The sequence below is a fragment of the Bradyrhizobium sp. LMG 9283 genome (genome assembly GCF_045571415.1).
Taxonomy (GTDB): Bacteria; Pseudomonadota; Alphaproteobacteria; order Rhizobiales; family Xanthobacteraceae; genus Bradyrhizobium.
Genome location: NZ_CP120691.1, coordinates 3,283,240 through 3,302,395, shown reverse-complemented (window position 1 = coordinate 3,302,395; position 19,156 = coordinate 3,283,240). Strand labels below are relative to the sequence as shown.

19 protein-coding genes are annotated in these 19,156 nt (G+C 62.7%); 11 read left to right on the top strand and 8 right to left on the bottom strand.

The features are described 5' to 3' along the window. Positions 1-102: 102 nt before the first annotated feature. Positions 103-1,281 carry an ABC transporter substrate-binding protein gene (locus tag P6U29_RS15360; RefSeq protein WP_407118351.1) on the bottom strand — a complete coding sequence of 393 codons (1,179 nt, stop codon included), beginning with the start codon at positions 1,279-1,281 and terminating at the stop codon, positions 103-105. A 589-nt stretch (positions 1,282-1,870) separates the two neighbouring features. Here P6U29_RS15360 and P6U29_RS15355 point away from each other — a divergent pair. After that, complete coding sequence (locus P6U29_RS15355; RefSeq protein ID WP_407118350.1) at positions 1,871-2,164, top strand: hypothetical protein; 294 nt, start codon at positions 1,871-1,873, stop codon at positions 2,162-2,164. 96 nt (positions 2,165-2,260) lie between these two features. Here P6U29_RS15355 and purU read toward each other — a convergent pair whose 3' ends face one another. Further along, a complete protein-coding gene (purU, locus tag P6U29_RS15350; protein WP_407118349.1) occupies positions 2,261-3,124 on the bottom strand; it encodes a formyltetrahydrofolate deformylase in 864 nt (287 codons plus the stop codon). A gap of 152 nt (positions 3,125-3,276) precedes the next feature. Between purU and P6U29_RS15345 the strand changes: the two genes are divergently transcribed. Both P6U29_RS15345 and P6U29_RS15340 read left to right on the top strand, forming a co-directional pair. Further along, entirely contained in the window at positions 3,277-4,119 is an 843-nt protein-coding gene (locus P6U29_RS15345; protein ID WP_407118348.1) for a uroporphyrinogen-III synthase, read from the top strand. A 120-nt stretch (positions 4,120-4,239) separates the two neighbouring features. Next, complete coding sequence (locus P6U29_RS15340; protein WP_407118347.1) at positions 4,240-5,502, top strand: MFS transporter; 1,263 nt, start codon at positions 4,240-4,242, stop codon at positions 5,500-5,502. Here P6U29_RS15340 and P6U29_RS15335 read toward each other — a convergent pair. Next, positions 5,499-6,173: a Crp/Fnr family transcriptional regulator gene (locus tag P6U29_RS15335; RefSeq protein WP_407118346.1), complete on the bottom strand. Its 675-nt coding sequence runs from the start codon at positions 6,171-6,173 to the stop codon at positions 5,499-5,501. The two genes, P6U29_RS15340 and P6U29_RS15335, sit on opposite strands and share 4 nt — an antisense overlap. Positions 6,174-6,489: 316 nt before the next feature. Here P6U29_RS15335 and P6U29_RS15330 point away from each other — a divergent pair, with 316 nt between their 5' ends. The 6 genes from P6U29_RS15330 (at position 6,490) to P6U29_RS15305 (ending at position 13,784) form a co-directional block, all read left to right on the top strand. Further along, the gene (locus P6U29_RS15330; RefSeq protein WP_407118345.1) at positions 6,490-7,332 is read left to right on the top strand and encodes an ABC transporter ATP-binding protein; all 843 of its coding nucleotides are present in this window, start codon (positions 6,490-6,492) and stop codon (positions 7,330-7,332) included. Continuing rightward, positions 7,329-9,260 (top strand): long-chain fatty acid--CoA ligase, encoded by a 1,932-nt coding sequence (locus tag P6U29_RS15325; protein WP_407118344.1) that lies wholly within the window; start codon positions 7,329-7,331, stop codon positions 9,258-9,260. Before P6U29_RS15330 ends, P6U29_RS15325 begins: the two co-directional genes overlap by 4 nt. Positions 9,261-9,483: 223 nt before the next feature. After that, on the top strand, positions 9,484-10,377 hold the full coding sequence (locus P6U29_RS15320) for a branched-chain amino acid ABC transporter permease (RefSeq protein WP_018643253.1): 894 nt from the start codon (positions 9,484-9,486) through the stop codon (positions 10,375-10,377). A gap of 3 nt (positions 10,378-10,380) precedes the next feature. Then, complete coding sequence (locus tag P6U29_RS15315) at positions 10,381-11,454, top strand: branched-chain amino acid ABC transporter permease (protein WP_407118343.1); 1,074 nt, start codon at positions 10,381-10,383, stop codon at positions 11,452-11,454. Positions 11,455-11,499: 45 nt separating this feature from the next. Then, a complete protein-coding gene (locus tag P6U29_RS15310; RefSeq protein ID WP_407118342.1) occupies positions 11,500-12,783 on the top strand; it encodes an ABC transporter substrate-binding protein in 1,284 nt (427 codons plus the stop codon). Between the two features lie 161 nt (positions 12,784-12,944). Continuing rightward, positions 12,945-13,784, top strand: a complete 840-nt coding sequence (locus tag P6U29_RS15305) for an ABC transporter ATP-binding protein (RefSeq protein WP_407118341.1) — start codon at positions 12,945-12,947, stop codon at positions 13,782-13,784. Here P6U29_RS15305 and P6U29_RS15300 read toward each other — a convergent pair. Continuing rightward, positions 13,781-14,935, bottom strand: a complete 1,155-nt coding sequence (locus P6U29_RS15300) for an AGE family epimerase/isomerase (protein ID WP_407118340.1) — start codon at positions 14,933-14,935, stop codon at positions 13,781-13,783. The two genes, P6U29_RS15305 and P6U29_RS15300, sit on opposite strands and share 4 nt — an antisense overlap. A gap of 86 nt (positions 14,936-15,021) precedes the next feature. On the opposite strand from P6U29_RS15300, the gene P6U29_RS15295 reads away from it, so the two are divergent. Together P6U29_RS15295 and P6U29_RS15290 are read left to right on the top strand one after the other, a co-directional pair. Then, positions 15,022-16,245 carry a phenylacetate--CoA ligase family protein gene (locus tag P6U29_RS15295; RefSeq protein WP_407118339.1) on the top strand — a complete coding sequence of 408 codons (1,224 nt, stop codon included), beginning with the start codon at positions 15,022-15,024 and terminating at the stop codon, positions 16,243-16,245. An 850-nt stretch (positions 16,246-17,095) separates the two neighbouring features. Beyond that, a complete protein-coding gene (locus tag P6U29_RS15290; protein WP_407118338.1) occupies positions 17,096-17,302 on the top strand; it encodes a hypothetical protein in 207 nt (68 codons plus the stop codon). A gap of 187 nt (positions 17,303-17,489) precedes the next feature. Here the strand turns inward: P6U29_RS15290 and P6U29_RS15285 are convergent, their stop codons facing one another. The 4 genes from P6U29_RS15285 to P6U29_RS15270 all read right to left on the bottom strand — a co-directional run bounded on the left by P6U29_RS15285 (position 17,490) and on the right by P6U29_RS15270 (position 19,151). Further along, the gene (locus tag P6U29_RS15285; RefSeq protein WP_209296451.1) at positions 17,490-17,702 is read right to left on the bottom strand and encodes a hypothetical protein; all 213 of its coding nucleotides are present in this window, start codon (positions 17,700-17,702) and stop codon (positions 17,490-17,492) included. 167 nt (positions 17,703-17,869) lie between these two features. Next, positions 17,870-18,007 (bottom strand): hypothetical protein, encoded by a 138-nt coding sequence (locus tag P6U29_RS15280; protein ID WP_407118337.1) that lies wholly within the window; start codon positions 18,005-18,007, stop codon positions 17,870-17,872. Positions 18,008-18,265: 258 nt separating this feature from the next. Beyond that, complete coding sequence (locus P6U29_RS15275) at positions 18,266-18,526, bottom strand: hypothetical protein (RefSeq protein ID WP_407118336.1); 261 nt, start codon at positions 18,524-18,526, stop codon at positions 18,266-18,268. Between the two features lie 61 nt (positions 18,527-18,587). Then, positions 18,588-19,151, bottom strand: a complete 564-nt coding sequence (locus P6U29_RS15270; protein WP_407118335.1) for a D-glycero-alpha-D-manno-heptose-1,7-bisphosphate 7-phosphatase — start codon at positions 19,149-19,151, stop codon at positions 18,588-18,590. Between the last annotated feature and the right edge of the window lie 5 nt (positions 19,152-19,156).

Genomic DNA, 19,156 nt, shown 5'->3' with positions numbered 1-19,156 from the left:
GAGACTCCCGACGAGGAGAGAACCCTCACCCGGCGCTCTGCGCCGACCTCTCCCGCAAGCGGGAGAGGTGAGGAGAGCCCCGGGATGACGCGCTTGCGCGCGTCACTTCTTGGTCTTGCCGAGATCCTTGACGGCCTCGAAGGTCGCGAACTCGACATTGTAGAGCTCGCCGTCGACCTTCTCGACCTTGCGGATGTAGATGTTCTGGACGATGTCGCGGGTCTCGGGGTCGATCGAGATCGGGCCGCGCGGGCTCTCCCACTTCTGGCCCTTCATCGCCTCGATCAGCTTGTCGCCGTTGGTGTCGCCACCCGTCTTCTTCAGCGCCTCATAGATCAGGTGGATGCCGTCATAGCCGCTCACGGCCATGAAGCCCGGACGGTTGCCGAATGCCTTCTTGTAGGCCGCAACGAAATCCTTGTTCATCTGCGAGGGGTGCGCCGCGGAATAGAGATGCGCGGTGACCGTGCCGAGCACGGCGTCACCCATGTTGTTGAGCAAATCGTCATCAGTGACGTCGCCGGGTCCGATCACCTTGATGCCGGCCTTATCGAGGCCGCGCTCGGCATATTGCTTCATGAAGTTGCCGCCCTGGCCCGCCGGCACGAACACGAAGATCGCGTCGGGCTGGGCATCCTTCATGCGCTGGAGGAACGGCGCGAAGTCGGGATTTTGCAAGGGCACCTTGACCTCTTCGACCACCTCGCCGCCGCCGGCGGTGAAATGCTGCTTGAAGAAATTCAGCGCGTCATTGCCCGGCGCGTAGTCCGAGGTCAGCGTCGCCACCTTCTTGATGCCGTTCTTCACCGCCCAGTCGCCGATGATGGTCGAGGACTGCGCCAGCGTGAAGCTGGTGCGCACGATATAGGGCGATCGCTCGGTGATGATGGAGGTGCCGGCCGCCATTACGACTTCCGGGATCTTGGCCTGTGTCGCCAGCGGCGCGGCGGCGAGAGCTGCCGGCGTCACGCCGAAGCCGGCGATGAAGTTGACCTTGTCGTTGACGATCAGCTCCTGGGCGGCGGTCTTGGTCTTGTCCGGGATCGCGGCATCATCCTTGACGATGATCTCGATCTTCTTGCCGGCGACGGTGTCGCCCTTCTGCTGCATGTAGAGCTTGATCGCGTTCTCGATCTGCTTGCCGGTAGAAGCCTGGCCGCCGGTCATTGGCAGGATCAGGCCGACCTTGACGCTGTCCTCGGCCTTGGCGGACGCGACGGCCGCGAGGCCCGCCATGACGGCCGCTGCTGCGATGCGTGAAAAGATCTTGCGTTCGAACATCAGATGTCCCTCCCCTTCATTCCTGACCTGTTGTGCGCCGGACCGAGTGCCCGGTCCTTGCCGCGCTTCACTCACGGACAAGCCATGCCGTGCGGCCACATGGCGTCCTCTGCAACCCCGTTGTCAATCGGACGTTGGGCGACCATTCGGCGCAAGCCGTGTGATCTGCCGCAACGACGGCAGGGAGAGATTTGTACGATTGTACAAATAATCTGGTCCTGTCAACGAAAAAGCCCCTGGTGGCATTGACCGGTCGGGTGATGGCTTGTTGATGCCCCATTTGTAGGAAGGCCCGCGCAACGCGTGGATGGAGGATTCCGCCTCTCATTTGCAGAATTTGGATATCTCACGTGCTTCGCGGTGAGGCCATCCGGCGGCTCTCTCCGAACAAGCACGAGTGAATACTCGATGTATACCGTATCAGTTAGATTTACCGCTTCAAGGACTAAATCTACTTACCATAGTACCTCTTTGTATACAGACGCACCAACCTCGAATAGGCCAATTTTACATGTTGAGGAGCTATAGTTCGTCGTAAACGCCCATGTGGCGTCCCCTCATCCGCGCCCGATCGGGCACGACCTAAAAGATGTCCATGCGTTCCCGTTCGCTTTCGATCGCTGCTACAGTCGCCCTGCTCGCTTGCAACCTCTCAGGCTGCGGCACGGTCAACGAGAAACTCTCGGCCGGCATGGGCGACTACGTCCCGCAATGGGCCGGCGGCCTGCCCGCCGATGCGCCGCCGCGACCGGGCACACCGCAATACGATGCCTACATGAAGGAACGCGAACGCAAGCGACTGCTGCCCGCCGCGGATCGCGAGAAGGAAGAGCAGGCCCAGAAGAGCGCGACGGGGACGACGTCGGCCGGCGCGGTGCGCTGAGGGGTAGCCGTCATTCCGGGGCGACACGCAGAGGCGAACCCGGAATCTCGAGATTCCGGGTTCGCGCTTCGCTCGCCCCGGAATGATGCCATCTAGCTAATCCACGAACACCACCGTCTTGCGGCCGTTGAGGATGACGCGATCATTGAGATGGTAGCGGATGGCCCGCGCCAGCACGCGGCGCTCGATGTCACGGCCCTTGCGGACCAGATCTTCCGGCGTGTCGCGATGGCTGATGCGCTCGACGTCCTGGTCGATGATCGGGCCCTCGTCGAGGTCGCGCGTGACGTAATGCGCGGTGGCGCCGATCAGCTTCACCCCACGCTCATGCGCCTGGTGATAGGGTCTTGCGCCCTTGAAGCCAGGCAGGAACGAGTGGTGGATGTTGATGCAGCGGCCCGAGAGCTTTGCCGAGAGATCGTCCGACAGGATCTGCATATAGCGGGCGAGCACCACCAGATCGGTCTTCGTCTTGCCGACGAGGTCCATGATCTGCGCCTCCTGCTCGCGCTTGGTCTCCTTGGTGACAGGCAGGTGGTGGAAGGGGATGCCGCCGAAATCGAGCCCGGCATAGACCTCGCGCGGATGGTTGGAGACGATCGCGGTCGGTATCATCGGCAATTCGCCGGTGCGCCAGCGATAGAGGATGTCGACCAGACAATGGTCGGATTTCGATACCAGCAGCATCACCTTGCGATGCGCAGCCCGGTCGCGCATCTGCCACTCCATGCCGAAACGCTCAGCGATCGCGGCAAAGCCGGTCTGGAGCGCCGATAGTTCCACAGCAAGATCGGCCGCTGTGAACACCACCCGCATGAAGAACTTCTCGGTCTCGACGTCGTCGAACTGCTGGGCGTCGAGGATGTTCTGTCCGTTGTGGGCAAGGAACGTCGACACCGCCGAGACGATGCCGGGGCGATCCGGACAGGAGAGGGTCAGGACATATTGATGATCGGGCATGTTGACGAACGGCTTGGCTCTTGATGAAGGTTTGTGCAGCGGAACTATCCGCGATTTTCGCCCTGCTCTAGCACCGACCCCGCCCTTGCGCCAATCCCGCGCGCGGAGTCAGGATGAGCGGACGATTGCGATTGTCTGACCGGAGCATACCCATGGCCGACCGCTTGAACGGCTACCGCATCCTGATCCTGGAAACGCGGGAGGAGGCGCAGTTTTCGAAGCTTCTGGTCGAGCAAGGCGCCGAGGTCGTGCAGTGCCCGATGTTCACCATCCATGATGCGCCGGACCCGGCTCCAGTGGAGGCCTGGATTCGCCGTGCAATCGACAAGCCGTTTGACGATCTCGTGCTGATGACGGGCGAAGGCCTGCGTCGCATCATGAAGCTCGCCCGCGCCCGCGGGCTCGACGCCGCCCTTATCGAAGCGCTCGCCAGAGCGCGCAAATTCACCCGCGGCCCGAAGCCGGGCAAGGCGCTGCGCGAGATCGGTCTCGAAGCGCAGCAGACCACGGAGAAGCCGACCACAGAGGGCGTGATCGAGATGCTGGCCAAGCTCGACCTGAAAGGACGACGCCTCGGTCTCCAGCTCTATCCAGACAAGGATCACCGCGCGCTGACCAGCGCGCTGGCCGCGCAAGGCGCCGCGGTCGATACCGTGCTGCCCTATGTCTACGATTCCAAGGCTGCGGATGCGAACATTGTCGCCGCCATCGACGAAATGGCCTCGGGGCGGATCGATTCGCTCGCGCTGACCAATCTCGGCCAGGTCCGTCGCCTGATCGAGGCCGCAAAGGCACATGGCAGCGAAGCGAAACTGCGTGCAGGCCTCGAACGGACGTTGATCGCCTCGGTGGGGCCGGCGGTCTCCGGTGAGCTCGCCGCGCACGGTCTGCGCACGGATGTCTCGCCGGCAGATGAAGCGTATTTCATGCGACCGCTCATCTCGGCGATGGCCGCGGCGCTGGCGGAGCGGAAGCCGAGAGCCGCCGCGAGGTAAGAGCGGAGCGCGGGGGCGGCCTGCGGCGGCTGCGATTGACACAAGCATCGCCAGCGCTAGGTTGCGAGCAAGAAGAAACAACAAGGGCAAGGGAATCGCCATGACACGCGTCATCGCGTCGTGAGCGCCACAGCACGACCTTCGGCGCTCGCGCCATTCCGCATCCGCAATTATCGCTTCCAGTGGCCGTCCGACCTGCTCACCTCCTGGGCCTTCGAGGTCGAGACGCTGGTGCTCGGCTGGTACATCATCGTCGAGACCGGCTCGGTGCTGCTGCTCACCGTGCTCGCTTCACTCCAGTTCGTCGGAACACTGGTCGCGCCCGTGTTCGGCATGATCGGCGACCGCATGGGTCATCGCGATCTCCTGGTCGCGATGCGTCTCGCCTATACGGCCCTCTCTTCGACCATCATGGTCCTGGCGCTGACCGGTCATTTGTCCCCGCTCAGCGTCATGGTGATCGTCGCGATCATGGGCCTGATTCGTCCCTCCGATCTCGGCGTCCGCGGCGCGCTGCTTGCCGAGATCATGCCGCCCGAGCAATTGGTGGGGGCCATCAGCGTTGCGCGCACGACCCAGGACAGCGCCCGCATCGCCGGAGCATTGACGGGCGCCGGGCTGTTCGCGATCCTTGGCATTGGCCTCGTGTATGTGGCGATCGCCGGTCTCTACCTCGTAGCTGCGCTTCTGATGCTCTGCCTGACACGGCCGAAAAGGCCTGTCACCACGAGCGATCTCCCGGCGAACAGTCACGCCGTTTCGAGATTGCTGGGCGATCTGAAGGAAGGCATCGTCTATGCCTGGAATGGCCCGGGAATGCGCGCGGCGCTGTGCGTCGCCTTCCTGGCCAATCTCACTGCATTCCCCTTCACGGGCGGATTGTTGCCCTACATCGCGCGGGAGATCTTTCATACTGACCAGACCGGCCTTGGTTATCTCTCGGCGAGTTTCGCCGTTGGCTCTCTGATCGGCTCCATAACGCTCAGCCTGGTCAATGGCGTGCGCATTGCCCGACTTCTGATCGGCGCGACGCTGGCCTGGTACGCCATGCTGCTCGTGTTCGTCGAGATCAGGACTTTACCGGTGGCGATGGCCTGCCTCGTTCTCGCCGGCATCGCCCAGAGCATGTCCATGATCTCGGCTGCCGTGATCCTGATGCGTACCGCGAGCGCTCATCTGCGCGGCCGCGTCATGGGCGTGCGCATGATGGTGATCTACGGCTTGCCGATCGGACTGCTCGCGGCCGGCAGCCTGATCGACATCATCGGCTATTCCGCGACGGGGTCGCTCTATGCCGTCGCAGGGTTGGTCGCGATGATCGCGATCGCGGTGCGCTGGCGCGCCGACCTCTGGCCAGTCCATGCCCCCGCCAATGCGCGCTAATCTCCGTACCCGCGCAGCCGCTCGATATCGAGGATGGTGACGCCGCCATATTCCAGCCGCAGCAACCCCTCCTTCTCCAGCCGGTTCAGCGCGCGATTGGCGTTCTGGCGGGACATGCCGGAGAGTGCGCCGATCTCCTCCTGGGTGATCTCCAGATGCGCGGTTGATTCCGGATAGAGGATCGGATTGAACAGCGAAGCAATGCTGCGGGCGAGGCGCGCGGTGGCATCGAGCGTCCGGTTGACCTCGAGCATGCCGATGAACTGGCCGAGCCGTTCATTGAGCTGGCGCACCAGGAAGCGGTTGAAGCCGACGCTGTTCTCGAACAGCCACATGAAGGCGCTGCGTTCCATCAGTGCGACGCGGCTGTCGCGCAGCGCGACCACGTCATAACGGCGCGGCTCGTTCTTGAGCACGCTGCCCTCGCCGAACCAGGCCCCCGCCGTCAGCCCGGCAAGGCTGGTCTCCTTGCCGTCGCGCGAGACCCCGCCCATGCGGGCAAGTCCGCTCACCATGCCGGCCCAATAGGCAAAAATATCGCCGCGCATGAACACGCTCTCGCCGGTGCCGTAGGACCGCTCCGTGATTCCGGCACGCGCGACCTCGATCTCCGCTCGTGTGAGTTCGCGCGACCAGGCGGCGATGCGCTTCAGATGATCCTCTGAAATCATGATCTCGAAGCCAGCCGCACCGTTTCGTCACTCCGTTCTTCTGTTGCACCGCAACAAGATCGCTTCAGCCATCCATCCGACGAAAGATGAAGGCGCCTCCGCCCGAAAAACTTTGTCGCAGAATTGTCAGGCCGGAGACATTTCAAAATAGCGCTTTCCCCTATTGAGGACCACATCGGGCGATGCGGCTTTTGATCCCAAACGGGAGCGAGAGCGGTGCGGCTCCGGTCGAGACCATCTGCTGCATGGCCTCACCGCCACCGCCGTACTAGGATCGCCCGAGAGGAACGGACGAAGAGCGCCGCTAAAAAGCGCCATGACCGGGAGGGATCCGTTGGTGGCTACCAGTCTTGAAGTGCGCGGCGTGTCGTTGCGATTCGGCGGCGTCAGAGCGCTGACCGATGTCGGCTTCGCCATCAGGGAAGGCGAGTTGTTCTCGATCATCGGTCCCAACGGCGCCGGCAAGACCTCGATCGTGAACTGTATTTCCGGCCGCTACAAGCCGACCGAAGGCCAGCTGTTCTATCAGGGCCGCGACATCACCGGTTTGACGCCGAATGCCCGCGCCTCCCTGGGCATCGGCCGCACCTTCCAGAACCTGGCACTGTTCCACCACATGAGCGTGCTCGACAACATCATGGTCGGCCGCCATCACCTGCTGAAGAACAATTTCCTCACGGGCTCGCTGTATTGGTTCACCGGCGCGCGCAAGGAGGAGCTCGAGCACCGTCGCAAGGTCGAGGAGATCATCGACTTCCTCGATCTGCAGTCGGTGCGCAAGGCGACCGCGGGCACTCTCTCCTACGGTCTGCGCAAGCGCGTGGAGCTCGCCCGCGCCATGGCACTGGAGCCGCGCCTCATTCTCCTCGACGAGCCCATGGCCGGCATGAACTTCGAGGAGAAGGAGGACATGGCCCGCTACATCGTCGATCTCAACGAGGAGTTCGGGATGACGGTGGTGATGATCGAGCACGACATGGGCGTGGTGATGGACATCTCCCATCGTGTCATGGTGCTGGATTTCGGCAAGAAGATCGCCGAGGGCGATCCGGCCACCGTGCTCGCCGATCCGCACGTCAAGCGCGCCTATCTCGGCGAAGAGGACGAGGTGCTGGTCGATCCCGATGATGCTGCTCCGGCGCAGGAGAGCGCGGCATGATGGATTATGCAGGCCGCGTCGCACAGGCCGACACCTATCCGAAGATGCTCCGGCTCAATGCCAAGGAGCACGGCAACGAGATCGCGCTGCGCGAGAAGGATCTCGGGCTGTGGCGCATTTTCACCTGGAACGACTACCAGAGGCGGGTGCGCGATTTCGCGCTCGGCCTGGTCGAACTCGGTCTTGGTCGCGGCGATGTCATCGGCATCATCGGCGACAACCGGCCGGACTGGGTCGCGGCGGAGGTCGCAACTCACGCGATCGGCGGACTGAGCCTCGGGCTCTATCGCGACGTGCTGGATGAAGAGGCCTCCTATCTCCTGAATTATGGTGAAGCACAGCTGGTCTTCGCCGAGGACGAGGAGCAGGTCGACAAGCTGCTCACCCTTGCCGAGCGCGTGCCGAAGCTGAAGCACATCATCTATTCCGATCCGCGCGGGATGCGGAAATACGACGATCCCAGGCTGATGTCGGCCGAAAAGTTCGCCGAACTCGGCCGCGCCCGCGCAGCGCGCGAGCCGGAGTTTTACGACAAGCTGGTCGATGCCACCAAAGGAGAGGACGTCGCGATCCTCTGCACGACATCAGGCACCACCTCGCATCCGAAACTTGCGATGCTCGCAGCCGGCCGCGTGCTCGGCCATTGCGCGACCTATCTCGCCTTCGATCCGAAGGGGCCCGAAGACGAATACGTCTCGGTGCTGCCGCTGCCCTGGATCATGGAGCAGGTCTACGTGCTCGGCAAAGGCCTCTTGTGCCGGATGAAGATCAACTTCGTCGAAGAGCCCGACACGATGATGAACGATCTGCGCGAGATCGCGCCGACCTTCGTGCTGTTCGCACCCCGCGTCTGGGAATCCATCGCCGCCGACGTCCGCGCCAAGGTAATGGATGCAACGCCCTTCAAGCAGCGACTGTTCGATGTCGGCATGAAGAGCGGCCTCGCCGCGCTCGAACAGGGGAAGCGGTCCGGCTTTGCCGACGCGATCCTGTTCCGCGCCCTGCGCGACCGCCTCGGTTTCACCCGCCTGCGCTCGGCCGCGACCGGCGGTGCAGCGCTCGGCCCTGATACATTCAAGTTCTTCCAGTCCATGGGCGTGCCGCTGCGCACGCTCTACGGCCAGACCGAGCTCTTGGGCGCCTACACGCTGCACCCCGAGGGCAAGGTCGATCCTGACACCACCGGCGTGCCGATGGCCGAGAGTGTCGAAATCCGCATCGACAATGCCGACATTCACGGCGTCGGCGAGATCGTGGTGCGCCATCCCAACATGTTCCTCGGCTATTACAAGAATCCCGAAGCGAGTGTCGCCGATATGAAGGACGGCTGGCTGTGCTCGGGCGATGCCGGCTATTTCAACGACGACGGGCAGCTCGTCGTGATCGACCGCATCAAGGACCTCGCCGAGACCTCGCGCGGCGAGCGCTTCTCGCCGCAGTTCATCGAGAACAAACTGAAGTTCTCGCCCTATATCGCGGAAGCCGTGGTGCTCGGCGCCGACCGTGACGCACTCGCGGCGATGATCTGCATCCGCTATTCCATCATCTCGAAATGGGCGGAGAAGAACCGGCTCTCCTTCACCACCTATAGCGACCTCGCCTCCCGACCCGAGGTCTACGCGCTGCTTCAGAAGGAGGTCGAGACCGTCAACGCCACGCTGCCGCCGGCCCAGCGCATCTCGCGCTTCCTGCTGCTCTACAAGGAGCTCGATGCCGACGACGGCGAGCTTACCCGCACGAGAAAGGTCCGCCGCGGCGTCATCAACGAGAAGTACGAAGGCATCATCGACGCGATCTACCGCGGCGTTTCCGACATCCCCGTCGATACCGTGATCCGCTTTCAGGACGGCACCACGCAGCGCGTGCGAACGACGCTGCGCGTGGTGGATCTCGGCGGACAGAGGCACATGGCGGAGGCTGCGGAGTGAACTTCGTTTCAATCACGAGCGTGATGCGGATTGCTGCGCCCTCTTCCCTTGTGGGAGAGGGCGTCTCCGCCGGGAGCCACGGCCGCACTCGAGTGAGGGGTGCTCTCTCCGCACCTCTCCGGCCGAGACAACCCCTCATCCGTCTTCGCTTCGCGAAGCTACCCTCTCCCGCAAGGGGAGAGGGTACACCGTCATCGCTTCTGCATTTTGCGCGGGCCGCGACATGAACACCGCCTTTCTCATCCAGCTTCTGGTCAACGGCCTCGTGGTCGGTACGCTCTATGGCGTGGTCGCGATGTCGTTCGTGCTGATCTACAAGGCGACGCAGGTCGTCAATTTCGCGCAAGGTGAATTGCTGCTGGTCGGCGCCTGGGTGTGCTGGGCGCTGCTCGCCAAATACCAGGTGCCGTTCTGGATCGGCATGCCGATCACGCTGGTGTTCATGTTCGTGTTCGGCATCGCGGTCCAGGTCCTGATCCTGCGGCCGATGATCGGCGAACCCATCATCTCCGTGATCATGGTGACGATCGGGCTCTCCACCGTGCTGCAGGCCACGCTAAAATGGATGTTCGGCGTCAACCCGCAGCCGTTCCCGCGCGTGTTCGAGAGCCAATCGGTCAGCCTGTTCGGCCTCCAGATCCAGACCGTCTATGTTATGAGTCTCGTGGTCTCGGTCGCGATGATGATCGGCATGGCCTGGTTCTTCCGCGCCTCGAAATACGGTCTTGCGATGCGCGCCACCGCGTTCAACCAGCAAGTCGCGCAGTCGCTCGGCATTTCCGTCAAGAGCGTGTTTGCGATGGCCTGGGCGATCTCGGCGACAGTGTCGGCCGTCGCCGGCGTCGTCGTCGCGGTCGTGAACGGCGTGTCGTCGGGCCTTGCCGCCTACGGCATCAAGGTGTTCCCGGCGGCGATCCTCGGCGGGCTCGATTCCGTCGGCGGCGCCGTGCTCGGCGGCATCATCATCGGACTGCTCGAGAACGTCGCGCAATATGTCGACAGCGAGTACCTGCACTGGGGCAATCTCTACGAGATCGCGCCGTTCTACGTCCTCATCATCGTGCTGATGATCAAGCCCTACGGCCTGTTCGGCACCCACGACATCGAGCGGATCTGACCCATGGCTGGCCCTGCCCTCATCCCCGCTGGTGATTTCCGCACCTCCTACGCGGCCGACACCACGATCTTCCCGACCGCCACCAGCCGCAATTTTGCGATCGCAGGCGTGCTGCTGCTCTGTCTCGCACCGCAATTCTTCAGCGGATACTGGCTGAGCATTTTGATCCAGATCGGCATCTTCTCGATCGCGGCGCTCGGTCTCAACATCCTGGTCGGCTTCACCGGCCAGATTTCGATCGGGCACGCCGCCTTCTTCCTGCTCGGCGCCTTCACCTCGGCCTACATCTCCAACAACGCCCCGATCCCAGTGTTCTTCGCGATCCCCCTTGCGGGCGTCATCACCGCGCTGGTGGGGCTGATCTTCGGCATCCCCGCGGCGCGGCTGAAAGGTCTTTACCTGGTCATCGCGACCCTTGCCGCACAATACATCCTCCTCGACTTCTTCTCCCGCGCCGAATGGTTTTCCGGCGGATCGGTGCCGGCGAGCGCCGAACCGTTTTCGATCTTCGGCTACACGCTGCGGGGGGACAGACAGTATTTCTACGTCGTGCTGGCCTATGTGCTCGCGAGCTACATCCTCGTTACCAACCTGATGCGCACGCGCGATGGCCGCGCGCTGGTGGCCATCCGCGACCATTATCTCTCAGCCGAGATCATGGGCATCAATCTCACCAAGTACCGCACGCTGTCGTTCGGCCTCGCCGCCTTCTTCGCCGGCATCGCCGGTGCACTCTACGCGCATTACCAGCTCGTGGTGTCGCAGGAGGGTTTCGGCATCGAGCGCTCGATCCTGTTCCTGGCCATGATCATCATCGGCGGCACCGGCTCGATCATGGGCACGCTGATGGGCACCGCCTTCGTGGTGCTGCTGCCGGAGTCGATGGAATTCCTCAGCCTGTACTTGAAGGGTGGCGCGATCGACAAGGCGCTGTCGCTGAACAACAACATCACCTTCCTGCGCGAGATCGCGATCGGTGTGATCATCATCGCATTCCTGATGTTCGAGCCCGACGGGCTCGCGCATCGCTGGCGGCAGATCAAGGCGTATTGGAAACTCTACCCGTTCTCGCATTGAGCGCGGGCAACTTCAGTTAAACAATAAACAGGAGGAACCGACCCCATGACGATGAAGTCCTTTTTGAGCACCGCATCGCTCGCGCTGGCGATCGCCGCATTCTCGGCAAACGCGCAGGCGCAGATCGCGATCGGGCATCTCGCCGATTATTCCGGCGGCACCTCCGACGTCGGCACGCCGTTTGGGCAGGCCGTCGCCGACACCTTCGCCTGGGTCAACAAGAACGGCGGCATCGGCGGCAAGCAGGTCAACCTCGACACCAACGATTATGGCTATCAGGTGCCCCGCGCGATCGCGCTCTACAAGAAGTGGTCGGCACCGGACAGCAAGGTCGCCGCGATCATGGGCTGGGGTACCGCCGACACCGAGGCGCTGACCGGCTTCCTCGCCCAGGACAAGATCCCCGACATGTCCGGCTCTTACGCCGCTGCCCTCACCGATCCCGAGGGCGTCAGCGGCAAGGCCAAGCCCGCTCCTTACAATTTCTTCTACGGCCCGAGCTATTCGGACGCGCTGCGCGCGATGCTGATGTGGGCGGCCGAGGACTGGAAGGCCAAGGGCAAGTCCGGCAAGCCGAAATTCGTGCACATGGGCGCCAACCATCCCTATCCGAACGCGCCGAAGGCCGCCGGTGAAGCGATGGCGCAGGAGCTCGGTTTCGAGGTGCTGCCGCCGCTGGTGTTCGCGCTCGCGCCCGGTGACTACAGCGCGCAGTGCCTGAGTCTGAAATCCTCGGGCGCCAATTACGCCTATCTCGGCAACACCGCCGCCTCCAACATCTCGGTGATGAAGGCCTGCAAGACGGCCGGCGTCGACATCCAGTTCCTCGGCAATGTCTGGGGCATGGACGAGAACGCCGCCAAGACCGCCGGCGACGCTGCCAATGGCGTGATCTTCCCGTTGCGCACCGCGGTGAGCTGGGGCGGCGATGCGCCTGGCATGAAGACGGTCATGGAGATCTCGAAGATGTCCGACCCCACCGGGAAGGTCTATCGTCCCGTGCACTACGTCGCCGCCGTCTGCTCGGCGCTGTACATGAAGGAGGCGATCGACTGGGCCGCCAAGAATGGTGGCCCCACCGGCGAGAACGTCGCCAAAGGTTTCTACCAGAAGAAGGATTGGGTGCCGGCCGGAATGGAAGGCGTCTGCAATCCCTCAACCTGGACCGACAAGGACCACCGCGGCACGCTGAAGGTCGATCTTTATCGCACCAAGATCTCCGGCGCGACCGATGGCGACCTCAACGACCTCATGGCCAAGGGCACGATCAAGCTCGAGAAGGTCAAGACCGTCGAGCTGCCGCGCAAGCCGGAATTGCTGGGGTGGTGAGCGCGGCTCTAACCACACCCACAACAGTCATCCCCCGCCTCGTGCACATTGCGCACTGGAGCGGGGGATCCAGTACGTCGCGGCTTATCCGTGAATCTCAGGCGCCTCTGGAATACTGGGTCGCCCGGTCGAGCCGGGCGACGACAGTGGAGTAACAAAGCATGACCGAGACCGCAGAAGCCGTTCGTCCCTCCCCCAGCATCGTGCCCGCACCGCCCCTCCTCGCCGTGCGGAACATCGAAGTCGTCTATGATGACGTCATCCTGGTGCTGCGCGGCCTCAGCCTCGACGTGCCCAAGGGCGCGATCGTGGCACTCCTCGGCGCCAACGGCGCCGGCAAGTCGACGACGCTGAAGGCGATCTCGGGGCTGCTCAAGACCGAAGACGGCGAGGTGACGCGCGGCGAGATCCTGTTCGAAGGCGAGCGGATCAACGGCATCGACCCCGACAAGATCGTCCGCCGCGGCATCTTCCAGGTGATGGAGGGCCGGCGCATCGTCGCCGACATGACGTCGCTGGAGAACCTCAAGCTCGGCGCCTTCACCCGCAGGGACCGCGAGATCGATGCCGATCTCGACATGGTCTTCAACTACTTCCCGCGCCTGAAGGAGCGCACTGGCCTTGCCGGCTATCTCTCCGGCGGTGAGCAGCAGATGCTCGCGATCGGCCGCGCCCTGATGGCGCGCCCGAAGATGATTCTGATGGACGAGCCTTCGATGGGCCTGTCACCGCTGCTGGTGAAAGAGGTGTTCTCGATCATCCAGAAGATCAATCGCGACCTCGGCGTCACCATCCTGTTGGTCGAGCAGAACGCACGCGCTGCGCTCTCAGTCGCAAGCCACGGCTACATCATGGAACAGGGCAAGGTCGTGTTCGACGGCAGCGCCGACGAATTGCGCGATAATGAGGACGTCAAGGAATTCTACCTCGGCGGCGCCGGCGACCAGCGCAAGAGCTTCAAGAACCTCAAGAGCTTCAAGCGGCGCAAGCGGTGGCTTTAACTTTCAAGCACCTGCTCCGCTTCCGTGACTGCGCAGAGAACATGATAGAACGACGACGCAGGAATGGTGTCGATCAGCGATTTGCCGTCGCGATCGAACTGGTCGTACCAGCCGCCTTTCACGGGATGGCTGAGATAATGCCGTTCGAGCCGCACCAGCGCCGCGCGCGCCTCATCCGCCGCCCCCGCCTCGCCGGACTCGGCTTGCGCGATCCACGCCTTCGCGATCTCGGTCTGCGGCCACAGCCGGCGCGTGCTGCGGCGGATGTTGCCGCTCGCATCGCCCTCGTCGATCAGGCAGCCCGTCGCTCCGTCGCAATAGCGCAGCGCGGTCGCCAGCAGCTCCGCGCGCCGCTGCCCGGTCGGACAACCCGTGATGCGCTCAAATCCCTTCAGCAGCCAGACCCATTCCGCCTGGTGGCCCGGCTCGACGCTGACCGGCTCGATCTTCGACCAGTCCTCCTCGAAATACTCCGACAGGATGCGCTTCTGCTTGTCGTAGAGATTGGCCAGGAACAGTGCGAAGAATTCTCCGGCACGGCTCTGGAACGACAGATCGTGGGTCGCCTCGAAGCATGCGATCATCGCTTCGAACAGATGCATGTGCGGGTTCTGCCGGCGCGGCAGCGAGACCGGAAGGCCTTCATGAACGCCACCATGCGGCGAGCGCAGATGGCCGTCGAGGAAGGCGAGCAGCGCATCGATCTCGGCGCGGACCTGCGCATCCTGATCGAGCGAGTAGACGCCGGCGAGCGCAAACAGGATGAAAGCGTGATCATAGGCATCGCGCCGGGCATCCAGCACCGATCCGTCCGGCGTCAGCCGGTGCACGTAGCCGGGCCGGCCATCGGGCGACCTCGCTCTGGCAAGCAGATGCTCCAGCCCCTTCAGCGCGATGGCACGTCCCTCAGGATACCATCCCATCTGTGCGGCCTTCGCATAGCACCAGATCTGACGGGCCTGCACAAATACGCGCCGGGGCGCGGCCGCATCCGCTGCGCCATCGCGGTGCAGTCTATCGATGAAGCCGCCGGCGGCGTGATCCCAGCCGATCGTCGACCACAGCGGCAGCGCCTCGTCGACCATGCGGCACTTCAGGCGCGCGACGACGTTCGACGCCTCGTCCGCCGCAATGATTCCCTCGTCCGCCATCGGGTCCCCTTCAAGCCTCGCCAATGGCGGTCTGATAGCCATGCCGGTGGCGGCGCGCAACGGATGCCAACACGGAAAGAACAGCCATGACCGCCCATTACGACGCGCGCGAGACGCGTGAGCCAGCCGCGCGCGAGGCCGACCTGTTTTTCCGCCTTCCGGAGGTACTGCGAGCCGCGATGGCCGCCCCAGCCTATGCCGAGCGGCTCAAAGGTTTTGATCCCGCCGCAGTGACCTCCAGGGCGGCTCTGGCGGGCCTGCCGGTGTTGCGCAAGTCGGAACTGCCCGCCCTGCACAAGGCCTCTGCGCCCTTTGGCGGCTTCGTGGCAGGGGCTCCCGGCTCGTTCGCCCGCCTCTTCACCTCCCCGGGCCCGATCTTCGAGCCGGAAGGGCGACAGGCCGATCCCTGGCGCGGTGCGAGGGCGCTGTTCGCCGCCGGGTTCCGTCCCGACGACATCGTCCTCAATACCTTCAGCTACCATCTCACCCCCGGGGGGTTCATCTTCGATGCCTCGGCTCGCGCGCTCGGCTGCGCGGTGATCCCGGCCGGCCCCGGCAATACAGAACAGCAATTCGAATTGATCGAGGCCTACCGGCCGGTCGGCTATAGCGGCACGCCGGACTTCCTGAAGATCCTGCTCGATGCCGCGGCGAGCGCGGGTCGCGACGTCTCGTCGATCAAGCGCGCGCTGGTCTCGGGCGCGGCCTTCCCGCCCTCGCTCCAGGCCGAGATCAAGGCGCGAGGCATCGACGCCTACCAGGCCTTCGGTACCGCCGATCTCGGCCTCATCGCGTTCGAGACCGAGGCGCGCGAAGGCCTAGTCGTGAACGAGGACCTGATCCTGGAGATCGTCAAGCCCGGCACTGGGGATCCGGTCGCGCCGGGCGACGTCGGCGAGATCGTCGTGACCTCGCTCGATCCGCACCATCCCTGGATCCGGCTCGCGCTCGGCGACCTCACCGCGGCCTTGCCCGGCACGAGCCCATGCGGGCGCACCAATATGCGCATCAAGGGCTGGATGGGCCGCGCCGACCAGACCACCAAGATCAAGGGCATGTTCGTCCGGCCCGAGCAGGTCGCCGAGATCGGCAAGCGCCACGCTGTGCTCGGAAGACTACGCCTCGTCGTCACGCGCCAAGGCGAGACCGACGCAATGACGTTGAGAGCGGAAACGACAGGCGCGAGCGAAGCGCTACGCGAGGAGATCGTCGGCACTTTGCGCGCCGTGACGAAGCTCGGCGGCACGGTCGAGCTGGTCAGCCCCGGCACACTGCCGAACGACGGCAAGGTGATCGCAGACGAACGGTAGCGCTTGCCCCCCTGTCTCGTAACAGCGAATAATTCGGCAAACGACGGTCCCGTTGAAGGGCCGTTGAGGGGGATGTGTGCACAAAACCCGCTCGTCGAAGCAGCACCGCGCGAAAGCACTGGAGGCTAATTCGTCGAGACCGCGGCTCACGAAAGCGAAGTCACGAGCGGCAAGCTCCAAGGTCAATGATCCGCTCGAACATTTGAGCAGCGATCGTCCGATTCCTGGACGATCAGTGTCCGGATGCCATGGACGTGAATTCGTCTCCGAGGATTTTCGGGACAATCGATTTAGCAGGCACATCCTAAATGCGAGCAACAAAGCTCAGCCCGAGCGTCGGCACAAGGTCTCAAAAGCGGATTGTCGGACATCAGTGTCGCCGGTGCATCTTTCTGATTTTGGATTGCGCAGCTTTCGGCCCGCTTGCTCCAGGCAGGCAAGTATTAGGACGCCTCGAGCCATCTCGACCTCCGTTGGCAAATTGCAGGCGGGGATCACTCAGGGAAGGACGGGCGTTGCCGGGGCTGACAATCTCAACTACAGGCCCGCTCTAACCCCAGCGCCTCCCTCTCGGGCCGCAGACTGTGCATGGGCGCGCTAAAAAACGGGCAAGCGTCTCCGTTAAAGCCGGCGAGCCACCGTGCTAAGGTCAGCGAGCGAGCTCTAACGGGGTCGCAATCTCAGTTAACTCCCGCCGGCTTCCAAGTCGGCGGGTTTTTCTTTGAACCTTGAGATCGACGAAATGCGCCGATGCAGACCGCCGGACATTAACTTGGCTTTAAGACCCGTTGTGCGGTGGCGCCGGGTCATGTAGATAGAGCCTGTGTTCGCGTAGTTGCGTTTGAGATTCATGATTACGTACAAGCAGTACCACATCCAGCGATTTGAGCACGGCCATAAGCGCTGGGTTGCCCGCATCACGCGGGCGGATGGTCAGAACATCCGCACCATCCTGCCGGCTTCTGAGCATCCCTACCTTGATACGAAGCCCGCCGCCTCCGCCGAGGAAGCCGAGGAGCTCGCCAAGGAAGGCATCGATTTTGGCGGTATGGTTTAGTCGGCTCCTCCAGAGCTTACGTCTCGGCTTTTGCGCACGACATCTCGCGACAGCGCGTGGCGCAATCGCCCGCTTAGCCGGAAGTCGCGCCAGCCTTCTTGCGATTCGATTGCCCGGGGCGCAGCGAGGGTCCTTATGCGCTTCCAGATGGGCAATGGCCTTGTTTAGAAAGCTATCAGCCGGCAGCTTACAGCAGCATACCCCGCTTCCCGAGCCACGCCAGCGCCGTCGAGCAAGCGGCCGAAAGCAATGCGGTCCAAAACCAGGAACGTCCACGGGCGGCGCTGATTGAGCGCAGATACAGGAAAGCTCCGAGGATCTTTCCGTAATTCCTTCGAAATTCTCCGTTAAGCTTAGCTACTTCCGGCAGATCGGATAACGGCTTGCATTCGTCGGCCATTGCGCTGGGCTCCATTTGCGGCTGAACCAGCACCCTATGAACCACTGTTTTGCCCGACGATGCAAGTCCATTTCGGGTTTTTCGATGCGCTGCGGGTCGCCGGCCGCTAGACGCCTGGTATAGAGTTGGTCGCCAACCAAAAATGCCGACCCAAGTAGCTCAGTCGCCTATCTCAGACTTGAATCGGGCCAGCGAGGAACCTCATCGGCGGGCCGGGATCGACGCAGGTTCGGCCGCACCATCGCGTAGAGCAGGAAAAGGCCGATGGTGATGGTCACCGCCAGCAGGGGAAAAATGTAGTTCATGCCGCCTCCAAGTCTTCGAACTAAATGCTAGCAAGGATGCATATGCCGTCCAATTGGGATGCTATTCTCCGGCTTGAGCCCGCACCGTTGAATTCCTGCTTCGTACCCAGCCCAGCTTGAGGTCTCATCCGTTGTTCCGCTTCAAGCGTTTGAATCCTCGCCTCTGCCGCGACAGGGCGGTCTTCTCATAACGTTCCAAGCCCTGCAGAAGTCTCACTTGTTTTGGTTCAGCGCCCTCGCTCACAGCCAAGATCAGATCTAGCCGAAGAGCTCGCAGGCGATCTTGTGACTCCTGGCTTGAGCCAGATCTTGAAGCGCGATCTCCATACCCGCGCCTTTAAACTCCTCCGCAAAAACTGCATCGAACCCGGCGAAACCAGAACCATCGGAATCGTCCCAACGAGATAAACCATGCCGATAAGCGTTGCGGCTCGACATTGCTTTCCCAGCACTTGTTTGCGGGCCGGTACTCTTCGCTGCGTTTGCGCGATTGGCTTCGATTTGTCGCTTTGATGCCAACTTCCCTCCTTGATCTCGCTAGCTAGCAATCGACCGATCCGTCGACCGTGAATCGACGGCATCAATCCTCCGTTCCCGCAACTCCGCGATGCGACAGTAATGGATGAGGAGGATCGTGGGACCAAACCGTCAACAGCGGGGCGATGAAGGTATGGAGGTTAGACCCGTCAAACAGATAGGCTGCGATGCCGGCTGCCTGCGCTGCAGCAAGGTCGCTCTGCTTATCCCCGATCATGAAGCTAGCATTGATATCCACCGGGTATCGCTCAAGCAGAGCTCTGATCATCCCCGGCTGCGGCTTGCGACAGTTGCAGAGGACACGGTATCGCTCAATCAATCCATCGGGGTGATGTGGACAGAACTCGAACGCATCGATATACGCACCAACGATAGCAAGCTCACGCGACATCCATTCGTGCAAATTGCGAACATGCCGCTCCTCGTAAAAGCCCCTCGCAATCCCTGATTGGTTCGTTACGACAAACGCAAAATACCCGGCGCCATTGACTGCCTTTACGGCCTGTTGGGCTCCTTCCACCCACCGGATCTTGTCCGGATCAAAAGCATAGCCGTCGTCCTCATTGAGGACGCCATCACGATCAAAGAAAACTGCTGGACGCTTCAAAGCTC